The following is a 21,481-nucleotide window of genomic DNA, read 5'->3' as shown; positions in this document are numbered from 1 at the left end:
CAATGCTCTCATCAGTTTTATCAAGTGGTTATTTCTTCATTTTTAATTTTGAATCGTAACGCAAGTAGTATCTGCATCTAAAGTAACTACTTTGCCAATTGGAAGAATGCAATTTTGCTTACCATGTCCATAGGAAAACTCTTTAATACAAGGGACTTTTAATTTAGAAGCCCATTCATTGATTACATCTTCTACCGTACCATCGCTCTGATTCGACTTCTTACTTTTACATTGTTCAAATGTACCAAAAATAACGCCGGAAACTTCATCAAAGACTCCAGCTAAATCTAATTGAGAGAGCATGCCATCAATATTATAGGGCTCGACGCCAACATCTTCTACCAACAAAATACTTCCTTTAAAAGTAGGCATGTAGGGTGTGCCCATTAAATTAGTCATAAGTGTTAAATTGCCACCAAGAAGAGTACCTCGGCTAACGCCTCCATGAACCTTTATTCCTTTGCGAATTGTGTACTCTTGGCCTAACAAAGAAGAAAGTAATGTTTTTTTAACTTGGGTACTTAAATGAATGGTCAAAGTAAACCCTGTATAACTTACTAAGCCACTGTTTTTAAACAGGCCTAGTTGCAACGCTGTAGTATCACTAAACCCGAATAATGGTTTTGGGTTTTTCTTAATCAATTCATAATCTAAGAAAGGTAAAAGTCGTTGTGAACCTTGTCCTCCTCGGGTTGCAATAATTGCTTTCACTTCTGAGTCTATAAAGAAATCCATCACATCTTGTGCACGGTCACGGTCTTTACCAGCTAAAAATCGTTCTGATGCAAACATATGCTTTGCATACTTTACATTAAATCCATTCGACTTTAATAAATGAACTCCCACCTCTATTGCTTTTTCTGTAATAGGACTCGAGGGAGAAATAAGCCCTACGATATCCCCTTTTTGCAGTGGTTCTGGACATAGAATATTCATTTATTACCTCAATTATTTTCTACACTCAAAAACAATACTTTCGTCTGTTTCATTAGGCGATGCGTTTCGGTCAAATGCTTTAACCGTTCGTACATTGCTAAAACCAACCTCAGTAAGCAAATTAAGTAAGAAAGAAGTATCTTGATAAATTCGAATTTTGCATTCCTCAACCTCTGTTTGAATTACACGGTTGTTATCAATCAGTTCATATTTACCTATAGAGTAACAAATTTCCTCATCGAGCATAGCTAATTGGCTGAGTAGGATAAGTGTTCCATCTTCTTTTGGCCATCTTGTACCTCTCCAAATACCTAATTCTTTAGGAACCGCATGGCGTGTTTCTACTTCAAATACAAAAAGACCTTTATCTTCCAAGTGCTCATAAATGGTTTTTAAGGCTTTTTGGATATCCACCTTTTCTGTGATGAGACCAAATGAGCCGCTAGGTATAAAAATCAAAGAGTATTTGTCGGATTGCTTTAAATCTTCAATAAAACCATGCCAGACTTTTGGCTTAAGGTTTTTGCTCTTCGCTTTTGCATGCAGTCGTTCTAGCATTGGTTGACTTGCATCAAAGCCAAGAACATCAAATCCTTCTGCAGCCAAAGGCAGTAAAAATCGACCTGAGCCGCACATAGGCTCTAAAATCAAGCCTTTAGCCTCTGCGGCATAGCTTCGATAGAATGAGTATTCATCTTGTGGTGCATTAGGTTTACTTAAATCATATACTTCAGTACAAAGGCTCTGATAAGTTTCCAGTTTTTTCATGGGTTCCTCATTGAAATCCAATACCATTAAATATTCATCATAAAAGGTACCATTAATTTTAAGTGCTTTAGGTTCGGTACCATAAATTCGAAATCCTTGCTTTTGATAAAAAGCGCAGGCCACAAAATTACTTACTATACAGGTTAGGTGCAATTGAGTGACGCAGGTCCTTGCATGCTGTATCAGGGTTTGAATTAATGCTGTTGCAATACCTTTTCCTCTGTATTCAAGACGAGTATACATACCCCAAAGTACACCTCGGTGTTTGGTTTTAAGTGAATTAAGCGTATAGAATCCAACACAAGACACCAATAAATCGTCAACAAAGACACCCAATACATATCCTTTACTTAATCCATGTTGAAAATCAGCATCGGACATAAGCACTTCCTCTTCATAAGAAGAGCCAAAGCTTTCAGGTGAATTCTTTAGCGCTTCTAATCGAAATGATTTCCATAGTTCCCAGTCTTTTTGCATTACCCTTTTTATCTTCATAAACTGATCTCCATCACCGTTACAGGATGAGATTTAAATTCATCCATACCGATTTTTTTCCAACCAAGGCGCTTATAATACTCAGGTATGGTAGGATCAAGAGCAAACAAGTACAGTTTTTCAAAGCCAAGTTCTCTTGCTTTCTCGACTGCGGCATCAACTAACATTTTTCCGATCCCCTGTTTTTGATATTTTGGATCAACCACCAAATCACCAATCCAAGGCCCTAAATCTGGTCGAATATCTTCATTTAGTTGCAAAGTACAAGAACCTACAGGAATTTCATCGTATAGCGCAATGTAAGTAAAAGGCATATCTTGGTTCAGCTCTTCGTAATACAAAGATTCAATTTCTTCAATTCCAATCTCTGGCATCCAGATTTTACCTAAAACTTCATGCCAAATCTTAGCAAGCTTTGGAATACAGTCTGAATATTGTTTTAGGTAGGCTATTGTTATCATCATAATACCTGTAAAAATGGATTATTCCTCGCACTCGTGGCAAGGCGTTCCTTGATGAAACACCATTTGCCAACGATTGTGTTTGTATTGCCAGAGTGAAGAACGTAAAGAACTTTTTGAGGCAACAGTAACCTTATAAGTTGCCAACATGACTTCAGGCGACACCTCTAAAACTGAAAAATCATTAACCATATAGCTTCGTTGCTCTTCTTCTGGAAGAGAATCAAGTAGGTCGTTCTTATTGTAAATTGAGCCAGAGGCCCCATACTCGATAAATTCATCAGCAATCAATAGTTTCAGTTGCGCACTAGATTTTCTCGTTTCCGACCTTAATAGAGAAATTTCTAGCTCATAAATCAATTGGTGTTCTTGTTTCATAGCGATTTTCTCATCAAATAAACGTTGAAATCCAAAAAACAATTATGTTCTGTCATGGATATGACAACATACCCAAGCTGTTCATAAAAAGATCTTGCCTGAAATTCGGCCGTCTCAATGGTAATCACTTGGCAATTCTTTTGTTTTGCAAAAATTTCCAGTTTTTCCATGAGATTTCGTCCTAATTCTTTTTGTCTAAAATCCGGATGAACCCAAATGCAATCGACATAGCAATTGGCTCGAGTGACATCCCCATAACAACCTGCTAAAACGGTCCTTTTGTCGATAGATTTTATGTAGATGGTAAAGGGAGTATGATTGTAATCACCAATCATTTCTTCATTATAGATCTTTAAGTGGACTTGCCACTTCCTGGTCGATCAATAATCATGATGCGTTGTAAGTTTATCATTTCATTCAGAGTTTAATTTACTGTATTCTTTTCTTAAGGATGCAAATGATTGTTGTACTCATCCACTACACTATCTAAAACTTTAAGTGGTCTGTTCTTCACTTAACTGTTTAAGTACGGTTTTTATCGTAGCATGGGAAAAACCTCGACCACTTAAGAAACGAGCCAATTTTGTGTTTATCGCCTCATCGGTCTCATTTTTAAATCCACGCATTTTTTTCCGGACTTCATCCAGGGCACGAACTTCTTCCAATTCAATATGTTCTAAGACTTGCTTAATCACTTCTTCTTTAACGCCCTTCTGTTTTAATATTTGTTGAATAAAACGGTTTCCTTTATGGATATAGCGGGCACTTAATGATTCAGCCAAACGATTATCATTAATTAAATGTAATTCCCGAAGACGAGCTATGGTTGCATGAATCTGAGCATCTAACTCGGGCACATGAGAAAAATCCCTCTCCAATTGCCTTATGAGTTCTTTTTCACTGCAATAATGATTGGAAAGATATTTTATTGCTGCATCGATGAGTGTATTCATACTAAAGTTCTTACTATAAACAACAGTTTTATTTTTGCTTTTGCCAAGACAGCCTAATTTATTTAGAATACCATTAAAACAGGAAAATATTGAGTCTTTTATCCCAAAAGAAGGAAAAACTGAAGTCTTAAGTGAAATGGAGTTTAAACGTCTTCTCCTTGCCAAAGATGGACAGTTTGCTATTAGAAATGTAGCACTTATTTTTTGCTCTTTTGGACTTAGACTCCGAGTCAAAGAAATTGCTTCACTTACTATTGCAGATGTCGCCGATTACAACGATCAATTACTTGAAGCGATTTGTTTGAAGCGCTCAATGACCAAAGGTGATAAGCAACGTTACGCTTATCTTGCCAATGAAAAAATCCGCAAAGCCCTCCAAGCACATCTCGATACCCTAAAACATGTTGCACGAGACAATCCCTTATTTCAGACTCAACGTAAAGGTCGCTTTACGCCCAATAGTTTGCAAAAATGGTTCAAGTCACCCTATGATAAGGCAGGAATTATTGGAGCAAGTTCTCATTCTGGTCGACGTACTTTCATTACCCGCTTAATTGAGCAATGCGCTGATATTAAAGCAGTCTCTCGTCTTGCAGATCATGCCAACATTGTTACTACCGCAATTTATGTTGAAGATAACCCGGATCGCCTGAAACGCATTGCTAATTTGACTATTTTCTAAATAATACCATAGCTTACCGTTTTGGCTTGGCTGATCTTCCCTTTTAATATCGAATCCATCTATGCTTAATGATTATTTAATATACAGAGTTATTATAAACGTGTTTTAATAGCGCTTAATGAAACGACGTTTTTTTATGTAACCAAACCATTGGTTATAGTGAAAACAACGCTTAAAACTAAAATATGGAAGTTGATTTTTTTACTTAAGCGCATAAAAAATGCCCTTCGTTGATATTTGCTAAACACTGCTCACTTAAACAAGAAATCATTCAAACAAAGTCACTTTAATAATTGCTTTTATCTCTTTCTCTTTTCTAACACCTGCTTAATTCTATTTTTTATTTTTAGATAAATCTTCTAATAAAATTTTTCCCTTTTGGGACAAGCGATATTTTTGCAATCTACTTTTAGGTTTATCTGGGATAGTACGCTCGATTAACTCATCCCTGAGCAATTGATCAAGATAATTACGTTGAAAAGTTTCTCGATGCCTGATTCCTGCTACCTCTTGTAGATCTATACTTTTCAGCTCACCTTTTAGCTCACATGCTCTGAGTACCCGCTCAACCCATGGGTCGACTTGTCCGGTAACTTGTCCGGTAACTTGTCCGGTAACTTGTCCGGTCATCGATGATGATTTACGCCAAATGGTAGTCTTGAATCCATCAGAGATAGAAAATTCAGGCTCTGGCATTCCAACCTCACGGCAACGACGAATCATATCCCCTGTACCAGTTCCCATACGCTCGATATATTTCGTTAAATACAATGGCTCAGCAAGCAAGGGATTTCTTGGAACAGAACCATGTGGATGACGTAACTTCTCTAAAGTTAATGATGGAGGGAGTCCTCCTGGATTCCAAATTTCCAATCGATCTGCAAACAGCATAACCTGCACACTTCCATTACTATCATAGTCACGATGAGCAACCGCATTCACAATCGCTTCTGCGACAACTTCCTGGGGAATTTCATAGGCTACAGGCACTTCCGCCCCTCCCTCTCTGGTTCCCACCCAAAGATTAATTTTGGACATTACAAAATCAATCGCTTGATCGACCAGTGAAAATAACGTGCCTTTATATACTTGATATGAAGGAATGGGTTTGGCTACTTCTGTCCCGTGAAAATGAGCACATTTTACCTCGGATGACATAACAAACCGTTGTGGTTGTTTTCCAAAGAGTAACATTGCTGCATGTGTAGGCTTATCCTCATCCAGCAAGTTCAAATGAGACAATAATTCAAAAGGGGTCGCATCGATAGGCAATGGAAATCCACGTCCGCGTTTTGCTCGACGTAAAAAAGTCGTTATTCCTTCTTCATCTAAGTCTAATAATGTTGCTCCTCTGCAAGGAGCAGCATCAAAAGGGCTATTTCTAATTAATTTTCGTTCCTCTAAATCATGTATTAGGGCAGCATAAACACCAGAGATAAGCTCGGAAACAGATTGATAGCGTCTTCTGATTAATTCAGTTCCAACACGAGTAATAAGGGTTTTCATTTTAGGGTGGCGTTTACTTTCTTCATTTCCCTTTATAAAAATTAATCGGGTCTTATGTTCCTCGGAAGCTAGATTGTATTCTTCCTCCGTAGAGGAAACACCTTTTGCATTCTCAAAGCCATAATCATAACCAAAAAGACCAATATAGATATCACAAGCACGTACTTGTTCTAGATAAACTTGATCTGCTCTTCTATCATGGGCAGGTAATTCTTCGAATAAAAATGGATCAAAAAAACGACGCATTAAGGGATCATTTTTCAACCAATGGCATATCTCTAGACGATCTTCTTTAAATTCTTGTTGTACGCTACTGATAAAAATACGCAATGGTCTCATCATTAATCCAAAAATTAAACACACTCTTCTTTCTCATTAACAGGCTTAATTACGTTATAACCCACGATTATCACAAAACGTTATCAACAGATTTTGTGGATAACTATCCTCTTTCGCTCATTAGTTTGATCAACCAATCAACCTCACTAGCAGAATTCACCTCGATAATCACTTTTCCCTTACCCTCAGCATTTACTTTTACAGAAACATTTGTTGTAAATTGTTGAGATAGATAGGTACTCCACTCCTCACACTTGTCATGCCGTGTAGCTGAAGAAAAAGTCTTGTCACGTTCCTTATTCCCTGATGACTTCAATCGGTTTGCTAATGCCTCCGTATCACGCACATTGAGCTGTTTCTCAATGACGGTGCATGCAACCTGATATTGATGTTCTGGCGAAAGTTTCAAAATCGATCGGGCATGTCCCATATCAATCTTACCCTCGTTTAGCATCTCTATTACTCTAGAATCCAAAGATAGTAAGCGAAGCGTATTAGTAACCGAGGCTCTAGAGCGCCCTATCATTTGTGCTATGTCCTCATGAGTCATTTCAAACTCTTCGCGAAAACGGTTTAATGCTAACGCTTCTTCAATCGGGTTAAGATTTTCACGCTGAATATTTTCAATCAGTGAAAATGCAAGAGCAACATTATCATCAATATTTCTAATAATAACAGGCACATAAGATAATCCTGCTTTTTTTGCTGCTCGCCAACGTCTCTCGCCAGCAATAATCTCATAACGTTCTTCTGCAATCTTTCTAACAATAAGTGGCTGGATAATCCCTTGGACTTTGATGGAGTTTGCAAGCTCGTCTAAAATAGATTCATCAAATTGTTTTCTAGGCTGATATTTGCCAGAATTTAATAACTCAATAGCTAAATGAGTTATCGATTCGCTGGGTATAGATTCTCCATCCTGGAATGAATTGTCTAAGGCTCGAAGCAACTTCAATCCCTTCAATTCTAAATTTGACACGGGTGTCTCTCCTCAATTATCCCTGCAAACGTCCCACCCTACCTGTAAACGTCGCACCATCAGTTATTTTTCTTATTATTACTTCCTGAAAACGTCTCACCCTATCCCGTAAACGCCACAGCCATCCCCGTAAACGTCCCTGATAATTCCCGTAAATGTCCCTAAAATTCCCTTCAAACCCTTAAGAACATTGACTCATCCAACATCTAAACAACTAATAAAATGATCTTAAAAAAATTAAAACACGTTGTGTTTCTATAGTAAATAGAAATTTTAATTTTCTGTTGCATTTTCAATAAATCATAGATAAATTATAAAAAATGTGAAAATTAATTATTTTAATAAAAGGGAAATCATGCTTGATCCTCAAATCATTACGTATGGTACAGATCATCCAGAACAGTTAATGGATAAATTCTATCAAGCGGGTAACGAAATGTTACTTACATTAAGAAATTTTGTAATTAATCCCGAAAAAAGAAAAAAACCAAGAACTTGGGGAGCAATTGAAGCCGCAAAAATGGTTAAGGTTTCTGACCCTACATTCAGAAAATTATTAGAATCCTCAGATGATATACCAGGAGTAGTAATCGAAGACTCTGAAAATGGCAGAAAAGTTAAAAAATATACATTGGCTGCCATTAATACGCTTAGAGATAAAGCAGAAACTCGATACAAAAGGCCAAAAGGTTCGAAATGCTTAGCCATAGCTGTTTCTAACTTAAAAGGCGGAGTTGGGAAAACTGAAACTACAGTTGATTTAGGAAAGAAAATTGCCATCGAAGGTTTAAAGGTTCTCCTGTTAGACTTCGATGCACAAGGAACAGCAACTTTAATTAGTTCAGGGTTAATCCCCGATTTGGAACTACGTTACGAAGACACAATAACCAATGTGTTAATCTCCAATCCTAACAACATCGAAAATGTAATACTAAAAACGCATTTTGATGGTTTAGATATCATCCCTGCTAACTTAGCTATACAAGATTGTGATCTTATTTTACCTAACGAAAAAGAAAACAACCATGAGCGTTTAGGTTCTCCTTTTATTCGCTTATCAGAGTCATTAAAGATTATTAAAAATCAATATGATGTTATTTTGATCGACTGTGGCCCAAATCTTGGTTTGTTAACGCTCAACGCAATCATTGCCTGCGATGGAATCATTATTCCTATTCCTCCAAGTATGAACGATTATTCAAGTTTTATTATGTATACGGCTACCTTACGAAATATGTTCAAGGAATTACCTTCAAAAAAATTGGAGTATTTGCGAATCCTCATTTCCAAACACAGCGGAAGTAACGAAGCATTACAGATGGAGAATATGATGCGAGAGCAGTTTGGTAGATATATTCTCACAAATCATATGTGTGAAACCGTTGAAGTTGCAAAAGCAGCTAATGAGATTGGAACCATTTATGATGTTTCAAAACCGCGTGGTAGTCGCGAAGCTTATCGCAGAGCTTTGCAACATTTGGATGATGTAAACCTTGAAATTATTAATAACTTTAAAGAAATCTGGGAAAAGCAATCTAAAGCATCCTTTGTAAGTGGAGAGTAACATGGATAATAGCAAACGTAACGTTCATAATTCTGGCCCCTTAGGTATGCTAATGAAAAGTGGTCAAGTGAAGAAAATAGAAACTGCTGAGGAAGAAGTGGTTTTAAAACAAGCTGCTCCTAAGGCGCCATCTTATTTTAAAACCCAATCTGGGATTGAATTTGCCGAACAGGAATTAATTTACGTTAACCCAGAAGAGTGCGAGCCATGGAAATATGCTAACCGCCAAGAAGGTGAGTTGGGTGATATTGATGGTCTAATTGATTCTATTAAATCAAATAAGCAGTTACAGCCAGCTTTAGTAAGAAACCACCCTAATCCTCATGGGAAAATAAAGTATGAGGTTATTTTCGGTCGAAGAAGACACATCGCCTGTATGCGATTAGGAATTCCTTTTCTTGTAATTAGAAAAGATATTCCCAACGTACAAGACGCGATTGCATCGCAAGATGCAGAAAATAAGCTACGGAATGATGTTAGTAATTATTCTAATGCGATGCTTTATAAACGCTTGTTATCAGATAATGTATTTAAAACAGAAAAGGAACTTTCTGAAAAATTACGTATTTCCTATTCAACATTTAATGAATTGATGGCTTATTCTAAAATTCCAGAAGATATAGTGGGTGCTATCCCTGATGTACATACCCTTTCTAAACAGCTTGCTGTAACGATTGTTCAATTACTTAATAAGTCTAAAAGCAACTACGATAAAATGCTCTCTATTGCGAATCAGTTAGGTAAGACAATCACCTCACAAGCTAAATTAGAAAAAATATTTGAAGATAAGACATTACTACAAAAAAATGAAACTAAAACTACCAGTAATGCTAAGTCTTATATTTCTATAAATGGGAAAAAATTATTTACTTTTAAGTCAGATTATCGAGGACTTCCATCTATTGTTCTTAATAAAGAGATTGCTAGTTTTGTTAATGTAGAAGATATGTGTAAACACGTTTCAAATTATTTAGAGCAAATTGTAGCAGAATCCGAGTACTCGGATTGAAAGCTAATCCGAGTACTCGGATTACGTGTTTAGTAGCATGGAGAAACGTATGGGAAGCGTAGCAATAAATAATAAGAGCCTAGAACTCAAAAAACATGTTAACGCGATACATTGTTCTAATAACCTGTCATTAGTTCAGCGAAAGCTGTTTAATGCCCTGCTATTTAATGCATATCCAGATCTTCCTTACAAACAGCAATTCGAAATTAGAGGAAAAGAGCTATATCAACTGATTGGTTACAATAGCAAAGATACTGCAAAGTTAAAGGAAGCTCTCATTGGATTAATAACAATAGCTATCGAGTGGAACGTTATTGATTGTTCAACAGGACAAGAAAAAAAGTGGAAGGCAAGCTCAATATTGGCTTCTGCGGAACTTTCAAATGGGATTTGTATTTATGAATATAGTCAGGTAATGAAAGATCTCATGTATCAACCAGAGATTTATGGTCAAATCAATATTGATCTAATTTCAAAGTTTAAATCAGGTTATGGTTTGGCGCTTTATGAGAACTGTATTCGATATAAAGGACTTGCGCAGACACCATGGTTTCCTATAGAGATTTTTAGAAAGTTAATGGGCGTATTTGATGGAAAATATCAAGTATTTAAGGATTTTAAGAAAAGAGTACTTGATGTTGGGGTAAATGAAGTAAATACCGTATCACCTATTCATATTGTTCCTGAAATAGAACGAGTTAATCAGAAAGTTACTAGAGTTCGATTCAAACTAGAAAAACAGATAGATGAATCTCCAATTCAACTAAATAATTTATCAATTGATGAAGAGTTAAAACAAATATTAATTAAAACTTTTGGATTTTCGACTCAAATGATTGATGAGACATATGCAAAATATGATAGTGAGTATATTCGAGAGAAAGTAGAAATTATTACTCAATCAGAAAGTTTTGTTGCTGGAAAAATTAGAGGATTAGCTGGCTATTTGATTGAAGCACTGAAAAAAGATTATAAGCTAAGCAGATCGAGCAAAGCTGTAATTAATGAGCGTCGCAAGATCTTAGAGGCTAAAGAAAAAGAAAAGAAAGAAAAATTGGAAGAGCAGTCAGAGCGCTATAAGCAGTATGTAAATAAAAAGATAAACACTTATCTAGATAAATTAACAGAACATCAAAAAAGCGGTTTAAACAATGATTTTGAGGAGTTCATAAAAGAGCAAAGTAGTATTCTTAAAAATTGGTATAAAAAGCATGGCCTAGATCACCCTGCAACCAAAGCCTCTTTTCATAGCTTCATTAAAGAAAATAAACATAATGAAATAGGTACTATCATATCAATGGAAGATTATATGGAGTTGGTTCAATAGCGATTAAGGAATGGATATAAACTTTAAAGATGGGACATTTACGGGGACGGGTATTATTTTATGGTGGGACGTTTGCAGGGAGGGTTCGCTCCATAATTTCTATTCCTATTTCATAGCAAGCATTGTTTGTATGATACTAAGTAATAAAGAGAATGTGTAATGAAAACAATTTTTGTATAGATTAGCGCTAGCTCTGGAAGTAATCCTGCATTTAAAAAAGCTGTTATTAAATTTGCTCATGAAATGTCTTATAGACTTTCCCATAGTTTATTGTGGGTCAAGTCTGGGTATGATCGGTTTATTAGCAAAAAACGTTAGACATTCTAGATGAACTTCATATAGTCTCTTCCATGCAAGAAAGGAAAAGAAATGCTTCAACAACTGGCAGACGCATTTGTCATTATGCCAGATGATTTAGGAACACTAGAGGAAGCGATCGAAACATGGAATGCCATAAAAGTTGGAGAGCTGGACAAAAAGATAGGATTTCTTAACGTTGATAATTATTTTATAAAGATATTTAGTATTATTGAGCATTGTAAAAGTGGATTTATATTGGCCGAATAAACAGTCATTCCATCAATGCAAGTTGAACCCTAAAAAATTGTTTCGGGATTTAATCCTACTAAAACATGAAGAAATTAATTGTGTGATGTAACAGTAAAGAATTTTTTTAATAAGGATATGAAATGCATGCTGTAAGAGGTGAGAAAAAAGGAATAGTGTATTTACATTGGTTAAACGCAGTAACTACATTTAGTTTTGCTATTTTATTTTCATCATTATCCCTTTATTTGACAAAGAACATTGGCTTAACTCAAATGCAATCCAATGGGGTCGTTGGATTTTTTCTTGCATCAAATTTCATTTTGCATTTTGCAGCTGGTTACATTGGGGACAGATTTTTAAGTAATCGATTGCTATTTGCCATTTCAACACTCATACAAACTTTAGGCCTAATAGTCCTTAATTTTTCTGATTCATTTGTATATCTAGGGCTAAGTTTGTTTCTTATCGGTTGCGGATTAGGATCTACATGTATTAATTGCCTTATTACCCAACAATTTACTAGTAACGAAAATGAATTAAGAGAAAAAGCATTTTTTTATAATTACAGCGCGATGAATATAGGGTTTCTCTCTGGTTATGTTATGAGTGGGTTTATTGATATTAACGATAGATACGATCGTTTATTTGAAGTAAGTAATTTGATTAATCTAATTACGGTGTTTTTCATAATTAAATCGTGGAGATATTTTGCAAAAGATAACGTAAATATCAGAGAGGAGATAAAGAGGGGTCAGCTAGGACTGGTATTAATCATACTAATTATACCTATCCTTCTAGCAGGGTTTTATTATTCCTGGTTAGCAAATAGCCTCATACTTTTTATTGGTGCTGCGGCATTATTATATATTACATTACTTGGACGTAGTTTAAGTCCGCATAATGCACGAAAAAAAATTTATTCTTTTGTATTTTTAACTGGAAGTTCAATTGTATTTTGGATGCTTTATTTTGTAGGACCGATGGGTATTTCTCAATTTTTGAAGTACAACGTGAATATTTATATGGGTTCTTATTATATTCCTCCACAATGGTTAATGAATTTAAACTCAATTTTCGTAATTATTGGCTCACCTATAGCAGTCAAACTATTTGATAAATTAAGGAAGAAACAAATCACCATTTCCATATCAAAACAATTTATGAGTTCCTTACTGTTTATTGCTTTGTCGTTTTTGGCATTGACTGTTGGCATAGAGAGTTGTGGTACTGATGGATTAACTAGCATGAGTTGGATTATTGTGCATTATCTTCTTCAAGCAATAGGGGAGTTGCTTATTGCTCCTGTTGGTTACGCGATGATAGGAAGTCTTGCACCAGAAAAATTACAAGGGCTCATGATGGGTATATGGATGATGGCCTCAGGAATAGCAGCCACAATATCCAATTATTTTTCTAATTTAATGACTCAATCTGAATCATTAAATCCTCTTATTAGTAATGAACACTATTTGGATGCTTTTACCCAGCTAGGTTTTTATGCAATTTTTGGTGCACTTATTCTCTGGTTTTGTTCTAAAACGATTGAGAATAGTATACAAAAAAACTCGACCGAAGCTATCAAGGCAATGGTATAATCTATTGTAACGATAATTCGGCCTGTAACTTAGATAATTTTGTTTCTTCTTGAGTTAATATTTTTAGAAAATTATCCAATATATTAGGGTTTTTTATTGCTTTAATATCTTTTTTAATACCATTAATAAGGCTTTGTTGAATTTGAAGGGATTTTTGCAATTCCTTGTTAGTACTTGGATGATGAGCCAATTCATAAACATTGCATAAACGGTTATTCGTAGCTATCTCATCTAATCCAGAATAAGTACACTCTTCCTTCTTCAATTGTAGGCGGGCAGCCTTTTCTTGATCTTGCTTTTCTTGGTAATGTTTCCCTTCTGGAGAGTATTTATTAAATCCTTTGGGTGTTCTCCAGCGATTAGTGCGAAGAAGTTGAGAAATGATATTAATTTTGTGTTGAAAAGTGCCAATTTTTTGAAATTGCTCTTGGTTATTTAATGAAAATACCACCTCATCGAAGATTTTTTGCGGTGAGGATAGTTTTACTCCGTGTTGCTTTTGAACATTCATCAACATCCCTTTAACGATATTGAGCTCAGTAAATGGTAATTTATTGCCTGAATTAGGAAAAGTAATATTATTAATTACTCTATTTTTTTCTTTATTAATGGTATCTGTTGAAACAAGATAATCCATTCTCTCGCTTATATCCGGTTCAGGGGTAATCTCCTTTTCTTTTATCTCTATAATGGTTTCTGGTTCTTTGTAGATCAGTTGTAATTTGTTTTGAAGTGTCTCTGTAATAGCTATAAACGATCGAGGTACGCCGTAATATTTAAATCGTTTTCGGATAATTAGGCCTTCGTCTTCTAAGTTCTTTAGGTAGATGTATATTCTGCTTTCACTAAACCCAAGTTCTGCCGCAAGATCAGGGATTTTTCTTGTAAACCATAATCTATTCTCACGCTTTAAAAGAGTGCCTTGATGATGAAAGATTATTTTATCTAAAAGAAGTGCTTCTTTAGGGCATTTGGTTAATGAAAGAAGCTTGTTAAAGCCTAAATAATAAATCGAATTATTCATAATACATCCATGTGAAAAATATTACTTAATTAAACCTGATGTAGTCAGCATATAAATTAATTGAGGCGTGGTTTTACAATTAAAGCTTGTTTTTAAGTCACTGAGTCGATAAAGAATGTATCTTTTTGACTTTTTTGTATCTTCTGCAATGTCATTCACATGACAGCCGCTGACTATCATTTTTATGATTTGATTATCCACATGATCGATTGTCATTTAAAACTCCGTTTTTATATAAAACGCATTCCATGTGACATAATTTATAACTTGAAATGCATTAATGCAATAAAAATTATTATTTTTACCAATAAATTTTATTACATGAAATACAACTTGATTGAATACCCTCATGTTCTCTTGTATGATTCAGTTAATTAATAGGATTTTATATTGATGCCATATGAGTGAATTATCGTGGGATAAGGTAAAAACGGACATAGCTCGGGTTAACAAACGCCTCTATGAAGTATTGGAAACCATAGACGGCATTGAAAATATGCTTTTTACTGTACTTGAATATCAGTATGGACAGATCATTGCAGATGAACACCATTTTTATTTACCAAATACTGGTGGCAGACTGTCTTCAGTTCCTTTTTCAATGGTTTTAGAAAAGAATCTTGAAATGTTTATTGAATTTAAAGGGAAGTCGAGTACACACCAGGTCTATAGAGAAGGAGATTTTTTAAGCGTTAGTTCACTTTATAATGCTTCAAATACTCATCATCCTACCGATATATTACAAATATCCTCGGGCGCGAGGAATACATTCTTGCTTTGTCCCGTGGCAGATGCAAGGCCTCATGCTAGTTTAGAAAAGTATTTTAAGGCAGATATTCCAGTACCAGATGATCTTGGAAATCATTATTTAACCTTCAAAAGCTTATGTGATGCGGCTAATTGTAACTGGCGGTCAAGATTATTGGTATTTCCTTCTGAAATTGTAACCTTAATAAAAGAGAATAAATTACCTACTCTTTTGAGTTTAGTGATGGAGTTTGATTCTAATCAGACAGGATATTATGCAAATCTACCTTTTTATAATTATCTAATGGCTTATGTTCGGGCAAATAATCCCGAAATATCTCAAAATGAATTCACTAATAATGCGATTAGCCAATTAATTACTATAGGAACAGGACAAGTTCCTGGCTACGGATTAGCTGCTGGTGATGATTTGTTGCCCTTAGATTTTATTATTGAGGTGTATCGCGATATATATAAATCCAAATATACTCCCTTTGTTATGGAGCCTGTTCATTTTGATAAAAATAAAAACGATCCTGTTTTTTATTCAATACTCAAAGAAGAGATGGCTTTCAAACCAACCTCATTTTCTAATAAACCACAACGCTGTGAATTAATATACGATACTTACTTACAATATGCAGATCATATAAAGAAATTAGGTCATTTCAAGAGTACCCCGTTTTTTGAAAGTGCTACTAATCTGGATTTAACGCTTTTTCATGAAAAAAATAACCAAGTAACTAATAACCTATTTAAGTTGCCTAGAGAGACAATCTTTTCTTACGATCCTCGATTTTTAGAGGTAACTGATAAGCTTGGTTATTCAGTTGAGCAGTTCCCTTCGAAAACAACATTTTTAGTAGGATGTTTTGGTATTAAATACAATGAAAATAAAGACTCTGTTATGCATTGATCCCCTTCAGGATTATGAACTAATTGATTGTGATCTACTCATTCAATTAGGGATTTCTCCCCTTTTTTTGATTAAAGATGTATCTAAGTTTGTTAAGGACAGAGAAAATGTATTAGTAAGCTCATTTTCATTTGAAGATCTACTAGCTATTTGTGATTCGATTCGCCCTGATTATATAGTCTGTTTTTCGGAAGATATGTTTGTTGATATAGCAAAAGTCAGGGAAAATCTAAATATTGCAGGTATGAGCTTGAATACATCGATGCTATTAAGTCATAAAGATCTTATGTATCAAAAATTGGATGGTTTATTTTCATATCCTAAAACAACTCCATTGATTGAATCTTCAAACCTAAAATCAATCAAAGAAAAGATAGATGTACAAGAGATATTTATTAAACCTATTAATTCCTCTGGTTCTTATGAGACATATCATATTAAAACTGAAGAGGAGTTTTGTAATTTTTTGCTCAATAAGAAAGAGAATGAGGAAAAATATATCGTTCAAGCTTATGTGACAGATGATTTATACCATTCAGAATTGGCAGTATTTGATGGGAATATATTACTTGTAGAAGCTAGAAAATATACTCATCCAAATCATTTAATGGTCAGTAAAAATTTACCTATATTTAGTCTGAATATTTTAGATGCACATCAGAGAAAATTGATTTTTGATGCTTCAGTTAAGGTGTGCCAGTTATTAGAATTCAATAACGGGGTACTTCACACTGAGTTTTTCATGAGTGAGAATGGTTATATTCAATTTATTGAAACCAATGCTAGACCTCCAGGTATTGGTCTTAATAAGTTATACCAGAAGAAATACTCGATCAGCCTTGAAACAATTTTATGTTGTATTGTTTGTGGAGTTGAACCTCCTCGTTTGGTAAAGAATAAAAACCATTATGTTTGCGGTTATTTTCCTAGAAAGAACGGTGTTATAAAAAAAATTAATAAGCCTGAACTTTCTGTACAAAATGAGTGGACACTTTTTGTTAGGCCTGATGATACAAGCGAGCAAATGGCGCATATGTCTAAGTCAGCGATGGTGATTTGTTGGGATGACTCTATTACTGAAATAAATAAAATAGGGAACTTTCTTGCAGAGCAAGATATTGTAGAAATATATTAATTCTAAAAATCGATTATAGCCTCATTTTGGCTGCTGATGAGTTTTTAGTAAGGTCTTTAAACAGTTGTTCGTTCATATTTTCGTCACAATTGTTAAAAATATAAGTAAATTATATATGTCGTTTATACAAAAATCTACGGGTTATAGGAATGCATGAATATCAATTAATAGAGTTTAATTCAGATAGAAAACAAATCCAATTGGTTTCCAATAAATCAAATTTGCAACAAGTATTAGCAGAATTTTATAAAGAGAATTTTGAAAAGATGTTTGACGAAAATGGTTGTTCAAAGGGATACATTTCCGTTTTTGTTAATTCAGAACAGATATCATCCATTAAAGAAATTACTCTTAACCCTAATGATGAGGTATGTATTGTAACTTCTATTTCAGGAGGATAATAGAGTGGATAGATACAAACGCCAAATTTCTGTTATTGGAGAGCAAGGTCAAAAACTAATAAATAACGCAACAATTATGATCGTTGGGCTCGGAGGGATAGGTAGTCCTGTAGCTCAATATCTTGCCGCAGCTGGTGCAGGAAAGTTAATTCTTGTCGACGATGATAAAGTAGACCTTTCTAATTTGCATAGACAGATCTTATTTAATGAATCCGATATAGGATTCTATAAGGCAGAAAAGGCGAGAGATGTTTTAAGTAAAATTAATAAAAATATTGTTATAGAGGCTCACACTAAAAGATTTGATGTGGATTTAGGATATTCCTTAGTATCTGATATCGACTTGATTATTGACGGAACAGATAATTTTGAAACAAGATATCTTATTAACGATATTTGTGTTTTAAAGAATAAAGTATTTATCAGCTGTAGTATTTTGGTCAATATCATTCAGCTTGCTTTATTTGATACAAAGCAGCTTTGTTATCGTTGTCTATACCCCAATCCACCACCTATAGGTGTAATACCTAATTGTTCTGAAGCGGGTGTGTTAGGCACTGTGACAGGAATAGCAGGAACCATGGCTGCTAATCTTGCATTAAATTATTTACTCAAGATAGAGAATGAGAAAGTACCACAGATACGAATAATAGATGCAAAAAACTTCAACATCTCTTCCATGCCCATAAAGCAAAATAATAACTGTTTTGCATGTAAACAAAGAAAAATCAGCTTAAGGTATCTGCAGAATCAAAGCGCTGATTATGGAATTTCCTTGGAGCAACTTGATAGAACCAAACATTTTCTAGTTGATATAAGGCAAAAAGAAGAACGAGAGATTACTAAGTTAGATGATGATCTATTTTTTCCTATTAAAGAGAATACTGATTATTCTTTTTTCTTATCCTACAAAGATAAGAAGTTGGTATTTTATTGTGCATCAGGATATCGAAGTAAATTGTTTGTATCAGAACTGAGAATCTTAGGCGTTGATGCCTATTATCTTAATGAAAGGTTTTCTAAATGATTTTTGAGTATACAGAAACGTCTTTAAGAGCTCGCAATTACGGCGAAACACTAAGCGTATTGTCTCCTTTCAAGAAACTGGTAGGAATTACACGATTAGCCGAGTTAACCCACTTAGATTACACAACCCTACCTGTCTATACTGCAATAAGGCCTAGAGCAAAATCGTTAACCACGAGTCAAGGAAAAGGATTTACAAAAGAAGCGGCTCAGTGCTCGGCATTGATGGAGTCCATTGAAGTATATTTTGCCGAAGAATTAGTCCCACAAGTAACTAACAAGTCAGAGTTTGAGTTAGTTAAAGACAAAACTATTTTTATACCAATAAATCATCTTTCAAAGTCTGTACATTTTAATGATTCATCACGGCCAATGTGTTGGGTACTAGCTGAATTAATATTTTCAAGAAAAAACATTCTCGTACCTTTTGCTGAGTACTCACTAAATTCTTATTTGCCAGAAGTATTGATTTATTCTCCTGATACAACTGGACTTGCTGGGGGAAATAATTATAAAGAGGCTCTTTTACACGGAATTCTAGAGGTAATAGAACGACAAAATACCCAGCAGATATCTGAAATTGCTTTTGTTAATGGCAAAATGACAAAAAATTTATCAAATAAATTTGATTGTCATATTTATTCTCATGAAAATATTTATGAAATTCCTTCGTTTGAGGTATTGATTAAATCAAAAAATCCTTTTGAAAATCAAATTCTATTTAAAGGCGGTGGATGTCATCTCAATAAACAAATAGCTTTAAATCGTGCACTGGCTGAGGCCATTCAATCGCGAGTAACCACAATAGCAGGCTCCCGCGATGACTTGATTCATACTAAGTATGATTTTAAAACTAGTGAGTTTCCTGTTGTCATAGATAAAAAGGGTTTTGCTGAGTTGCCCAATTATTCGGTAGAGACGATAGACGATACTCTTTCGGTTCTATTTGAAAAGATTAAGGGGAAGAATCAGGATATTTTAGTTTATAAATACTATGATAAAGAAATATGCATTTTAAAAGTAAAACTAGTTTCTATGGATTTGATAAGTCATGCATGAAACCGTCGTTTTTTTAGAAACTTCCTTAACCTATCAAGAGGCGATACATCTACTTCCCCATGCGATGTATTTACCTTCAATCAAAAAGGGAGATGTGCTTAAAGCAATAAAAGCAGGGTATAAACGGATAGTTATCATCGATGGAAATTTTTCCTGGGTTCCTTCTGTGTGGCATAAAGAAATATTAACAGCATTAGACTACGGTATTGAGGTTTGGGGTGCGGCTTCAATGGGTGCTTTGAGAGCGGCGGAGCTGGATGCTTATGGCATGAGAGGTTATGGACGTATATATGAGATGTATAAGAATGAAGAAGTAGTTGGTGACGATGAAGTAGCTATTGCTTATTCTAAATTCAATAATGCTCAAACTATTCCTCTAATCAATATTCGCCTAACCCTTGAGGGACTAAATAGTATTAATAAAGAAGCTGTTTTAAATTCAATACGATCTATTTTTTATGCTGAAAGAACTTGGGAGAAAATTGCACAACACGTGTCAGAAGATCTTTATCATTTGATTAAATCCAATTATATAGAGGCTAAAAAAGAGGATGCAAAGTCGTTATTGCTTTTTCTAAGCAAACAGCTCATTCCTTCTACGGATTTTTATTTAAATAGAAAAAAAAGAGAGTTTACTCTTTTTGAAAAAAAATTAATTGAGTCTACTTTGTCTCCTGTTTGGTTGCGTGCTCCTATGCATGAGCAGACAGAATGTTCAGCTTCTCTACAGAGGGCTGAAAATATTCTTAAATTACTATCAATTCCTGAAACAAAAAAGAATAGGATCCATTATCAATACTTACTATCTCTTCTTGATCAACAAACGTACGCAATTACAGAATACGAGCTTATATATCAAGTCGAACAATTTAGGGAGGTGCATAATTTGTTAAAAGGAGAGGATTTTTTTAACTGGTTAAAGGACATGGGATTGCATGAGTCTAACCTAGAACAACTCTTTACCGATTATGTAAATCTTATGAAATATTTGATAATTACCTACGATTTCAATAGTTATTTTAATTAGCCTATTCATCCTAAAAAAATATTTTCACTTTTTTCTTATCCTTGCACCTAGGTGAATGCACCGTCATTTAAATGATGGTTCAATAACCTTATCGCTTATCAAAATAATCAATTATGACTGTAGAACAAGAAGTATTCGATATTTTAGAGAGTTGTATTTCCTGTTTACAACAGGCAGCCATAAACATAAGTGGTTTGGATTTTGATAAACATGCACAAGCGGCAATCTATGCCTATTCATTATTGCGACGGCAGCAGTTGTTTTTAATGTATCCAATTGAGAATGAAACAGTGCATTAGCAGATAAAAATAAGCCAATAGAAGAGGAATAAATATGTTGATTTTAACGCGCAGGGTAGGGGATACCGTGGTTATCGGAAATAAAGTGTTTTGTACTGTTTTAGAACAACAACACGATGGTCAAATAAAGCTGGCATTTGATGCGCCTAAGGTTATTCCAATCCATCGTTTTGAGATTCAAACGCAAATTATGCAAAAGATTAAAGAGGGTACTTATACGCATGATATGGCCTTGAATGAAACGGTGATTGAGCGTTTAACGAGTCAGTTTAATAGGGGATCTCACTGGAATTAACCACTTATAAA

General features: G+C 34.7%; 24 protein-coding genes and 2 pseudogenes. 15 read left to right on the top strand and 11 right to left on the bottom strand.

The features are described from left to right. Nucleotides 1-42 precede the first annotated feature (42 nt). From ACWTEW_RS23280 to ACWTEW_RS23250, 7 genes and pseudogenes are all read right to left on the bottom strand, one after another. On the bottom strand, nucleotides 43-936 hold the full coding sequence (locus ACWTEW_RS23280) for a S66 peptidase family protein (RefSeq protein ID WP_454783434.1): 894 nt from the start codon (nucleotides 934-936) through the stop codon (nucleotides 43-45). Between the two features lie 12 nt (nucleotides 937-948). Then, nucleotides 949-1,704, bottom strand: a complete 756-nt coding sequence (locus ACWTEW_RS23275; protein ID WP_454783455.1) for a class I SAM-dependent DNA methyltransferase — start codon at nucleotides 1,702-1,704, stop codon at nucleotides 949-951. A 42-nt stretch (nucleotides 1,705-1,746) separates the two neighbouring features. Then, nucleotides 1,747-2,181, bottom strand: a pseudogene (locus ACWTEW_RS23270) (GNAT family N-acetyltransferase); the annotation flags it as partial. A gap of 14 nt (nucleotides 2,182-2,195) precedes the next feature. Then, nucleotides 2,196-2,660: a GNAT family N-acetyltransferase gene (locus ACWTEW_RS23265; RefSeq protein WP_454783454.1), complete on the bottom strand. Its 465-nt coding sequence runs from the start codon at nucleotides 2,658-2,660 to the stop codon at nucleotides 2,196-2,198. 21 nt (nucleotides 2,661-2,681) lie between these two features. Beyond that, entirely contained in the window at nucleotides 2,682-3,038 is a 357-nt protein-coding gene (locus ACWTEW_RS23260) for a nuclear transport factor 2 family protein (RefSeq protein WP_454783433.1), read from the bottom strand. Beyond that, entirely contained in the window at nucleotides 3,035-3,373 is a 339-nt protein-coding gene (locus tag ACWTEW_RS23255) for a GNAT family N-acetyltransferase (RefSeq protein ID WP_454783432.1), read from the bottom strand. Before ACWTEW_RS23255 ends, ACWTEW_RS23260 begins: the two co-directional genes overlap by 4 nt. Before the next feature lie 159 nt (nucleotides 3,374-3,532). Continuing rightward, nucleotides 3,533-3,991: a regulatory protein RecX gene (locus ACWTEW_RS23250; protein ID WP_454783431.1), complete on the bottom strand. Its 459-nt coding sequence runs from the start codon at nucleotides 3,989-3,991 to the stop codon at nucleotides 3,533-3,535. 34 nt (nucleotides 3,992-4,025) lie between these two features. On the opposite strand from ACWTEW_RS23250, the gene ACWTEW_RS23245 reads away from it, so the two are divergent. Then, nucleotides 4,026-4,673 carry a tyrosine-type recombinase/integrase gene (locus ACWTEW_RS23245; protein ID WP_454783430.1) on the top strand — a complete coding sequence of 216 codons (648 nt, stop codon included), beginning with the start codon at nucleotides 4,026-4,028 and terminating at the stop codon, nucleotides 4,671-4,673. A gap of 333 nt (nucleotides 4,674-5,006) precedes the next feature. Here ACWTEW_RS23245 and ACWTEW_RS23240 read toward each other — a convergent pair whose 3' ends face one another. Both ACWTEW_RS23240 and ACWTEW_RS23235 read right to left on the bottom strand, forming a co-directional pair. Continuing rightward, on the bottom strand, nucleotides 5,007-6,521 hold the full coding sequence (locus tag ACWTEW_RS23240; protein WP_454783429.1) for an ATP-binding protein: 1,515 nt from the start codon (nucleotides 6,519-6,521) through the stop codon (nucleotides 5,007-5,009). Nucleotides 6,522-6,621: 100 nt separating this feature from the next. After that, nucleotides 6,622-7,497: a ParB/RepB/Spo0J family partition protein gene (locus tag ACWTEW_RS23235; protein WP_454783428.1), complete on the bottom strand. Its 876-nt coding sequence runs from the start codon at nucleotides 7,495-7,497 to the stop codon at nucleotides 6,622-6,624. Between the two features lie 227 nt (nucleotides 7,498-7,724). Between ACWTEW_RS23235 and ACWTEW_RS23230 the strand changes: the two are divergent. From ACWTEW_RS23230 to ACWTEW_RS23205, 6 genes and pseudogenes are all read left to right on the top strand, one after another. After that, nucleotides 7,725-7,796: pseudogene (locus ACWTEW_RS23230) on the top strand (hypothetical protein); the annotation flags it as partial. 56 nt (nucleotides 7,797-7,852) lie between these two features. Beyond that, entirely contained in the window at nucleotides 7,853-9,061 is a 1,209-nt protein-coding gene (locus ACWTEW_RS23225; RefSeq protein WP_454783427.1) for an AAA family ATPase, read from the top strand. Between the two features lies 1 nt (nucleotide 9,062). Continuing rightward, nucleotides 9,063-10,070: a ParB/RepB/Spo0J family partition protein gene (locus tag ACWTEW_RS23220; protein WP_454783426.1), complete on the top strand. Its 1,008-nt coding sequence runs from the start codon at nucleotides 9,063-9,065 to the stop codon at nucleotides 10,068-10,070. Between the two features lie 49 nt (nucleotides 10,071-10,119). Continuing rightward, entirely contained in the window at nucleotides 10,120-11,397 is a 1,278-nt protein-coding gene (locus ACWTEW_RS23215; protein ID WP_454783425.1) for a replication initiation protein, read from the top strand. 369 nt (nucleotides 11,398-11,766) lie between these two features. Then, a complete protein-coding gene (locus tag ACWTEW_RS23210) occupies nucleotides 11,767-11,964 on the top strand; it encodes an LOG family protein (RefSeq protein WP_454783424.1) in 198 nt (65 codons plus the stop codon). Nucleotides 11,965-12,086: 122 nt separating this feature from the next. Further along, a complete protein-coding gene (locus ACWTEW_RS23205; protein WP_454783423.1) occupies nucleotides 12,087-13,541 on the top strand; it encodes a peptide MFS transporter in 1,455 nt (484 codons plus the stop codon). Nucleotide 13,542: 1 nt separating this feature from the next. On the opposite strand, the gene ACWTEW_RS23200 is transcribed toward ACWTEW_RS23205, so the two are convergent. Together ACWTEW_RS23200 and ACWTEW_RS23195 are read right to left on the bottom strand one after the other, a co-directional pair. Beyond that, the gene (locus ACWTEW_RS23200) at nucleotides 13,543-14,565 is read right to left on the bottom strand and encodes a hypothetical protein (protein WP_454783422.1); all 1,023 of its coding nucleotides are present in this window, start codon (nucleotides 14,563-14,565) and stop codon (nucleotides 13,543-13,545) included. A 21-nt stretch (nucleotides 14,566-14,586) separates the two neighbouring features. Next, the gene (locus tag ACWTEW_RS23195; RefSeq protein ID WP_011212464.1) at nucleotides 14,587-14,781 is read right to left on the bottom strand and encodes a hypothetical protein; all 195 of its coding nucleotides are present in this window, start codon (nucleotides 14,779-14,781) and stop codon (nucleotides 14,587-14,589) included. A gap of 184 nt (nucleotides 14,782-14,965) precedes the next feature. Here ACWTEW_RS23195 and ACWTEW_RS23190 point away from each other — a divergent pair, with 184 nt between their 5' ends. The 8 genes from ACWTEW_RS23190 (at nucleotide 14,966) to ACWTEW_RS23155 (ending at nucleotide 21,470) form a co-directional block, all read left to right on the top strand. Continuing rightward, nucleotides 14,966-16,228 carry a hypothetical protein gene (locus ACWTEW_RS23190; protein ID WP_454783421.1) on the top strand — a complete coding sequence of 421 codons (1,263 nt, stop codon included), beginning with the start codon at nucleotides 14,966-14,968 and terminating at the stop codon, nucleotides 16,226-16,228. Further along, nucleotides 16,200-17,363: an ATP-grasp domain-containing protein gene (locus ACWTEW_RS23185; protein WP_454783420.1), complete on the top strand. Its 1,164-nt coding sequence runs from the start codon at nucleotides 16,200-16,202 to the stop codon at nucleotides 17,361-17,363. The genes ACWTEW_RS23190 and ACWTEW_RS23185 overlap by 29 nt, the downstream gene beginning before the upstream one ends. A gap of 149 nt (nucleotides 17,364-17,512) precedes the next feature. Then, on the top strand, nucleotides 17,513-17,764 hold the full coding sequence (locus ACWTEW_RS23180) for a MoaD/ThiS family protein (RefSeq protein ID WP_454783419.1): 252 nt from the start codon (nucleotides 17,513-17,515) through the stop codon (nucleotides 17,762-17,764). A 4-nt stretch (nucleotides 17,765-17,768) separates the two neighbouring features. Then, nucleotides 17,769-18,791: a ThiF family adenylyltransferase gene (locus ACWTEW_RS23175; RefSeq protein ID WP_454783418.1), complete on the top strand. Its 1,023-nt coding sequence runs from the start codon at nucleotides 17,769-17,771 to the stop codon at nucleotides 18,789-18,791. Beyond that, nucleotides 18,788-19,849, top strand: a complete 1,062-nt coding sequence (locus tag ACWTEW_RS23170) for a YcaO-like family protein (protein WP_454783417.1) — start codon at nucleotides 18,788-18,790, stop codon at nucleotides 19,847-19,849. The genes ACWTEW_RS23175 and ACWTEW_RS23170 overlap by 4 nt, the downstream gene beginning before the upstream one ends. Beyond that, a complete protein-coding gene (locus ACWTEW_RS23165; RefSeq protein WP_454783416.1) occupies nucleotides 19,842-20,876 on the top strand; it encodes a TfuA-like protein in 1,035 nt (344 codons plus the stop codon). The genes ACWTEW_RS23170 and ACWTEW_RS23165 overlap by 8 nt, the downstream gene beginning before the upstream one ends. 113 nt (nucleotides 20,877-20,989) lie before the next feature. Then, nucleotides 20,990-21,175 (top strand): hypothetical protein, encoded by a 186-nt coding sequence (locus ACWTEW_RS23160; protein WP_454783415.1) that lies wholly within the window; start codon nucleotides 20,990-20,992, stop codon nucleotides 21,173-21,175. A 34-nt stretch (nucleotides 21,176-21,209) separates the two neighbouring features. Next, a complete protein-coding gene (locus tag ACWTEW_RS23155; RefSeq protein ID WP_454783414.1) occupies nucleotides 21,210-21,470 on the top strand; it encodes a carbon storage regulator in 261 nt (86 codons plus the stop codon). The last annotated feature ends 11 nt before the right edge of the window (nucleotides 21,471-21,481 follow it).

Source organism: Legionella stuttgartensis, from assembly GCF_977063405.2.
The sequence above is the reverse complement of the archived record's forward strand: the minus strand, read 5'-3'. Positions and strand labels throughout refer to the sequence as shown.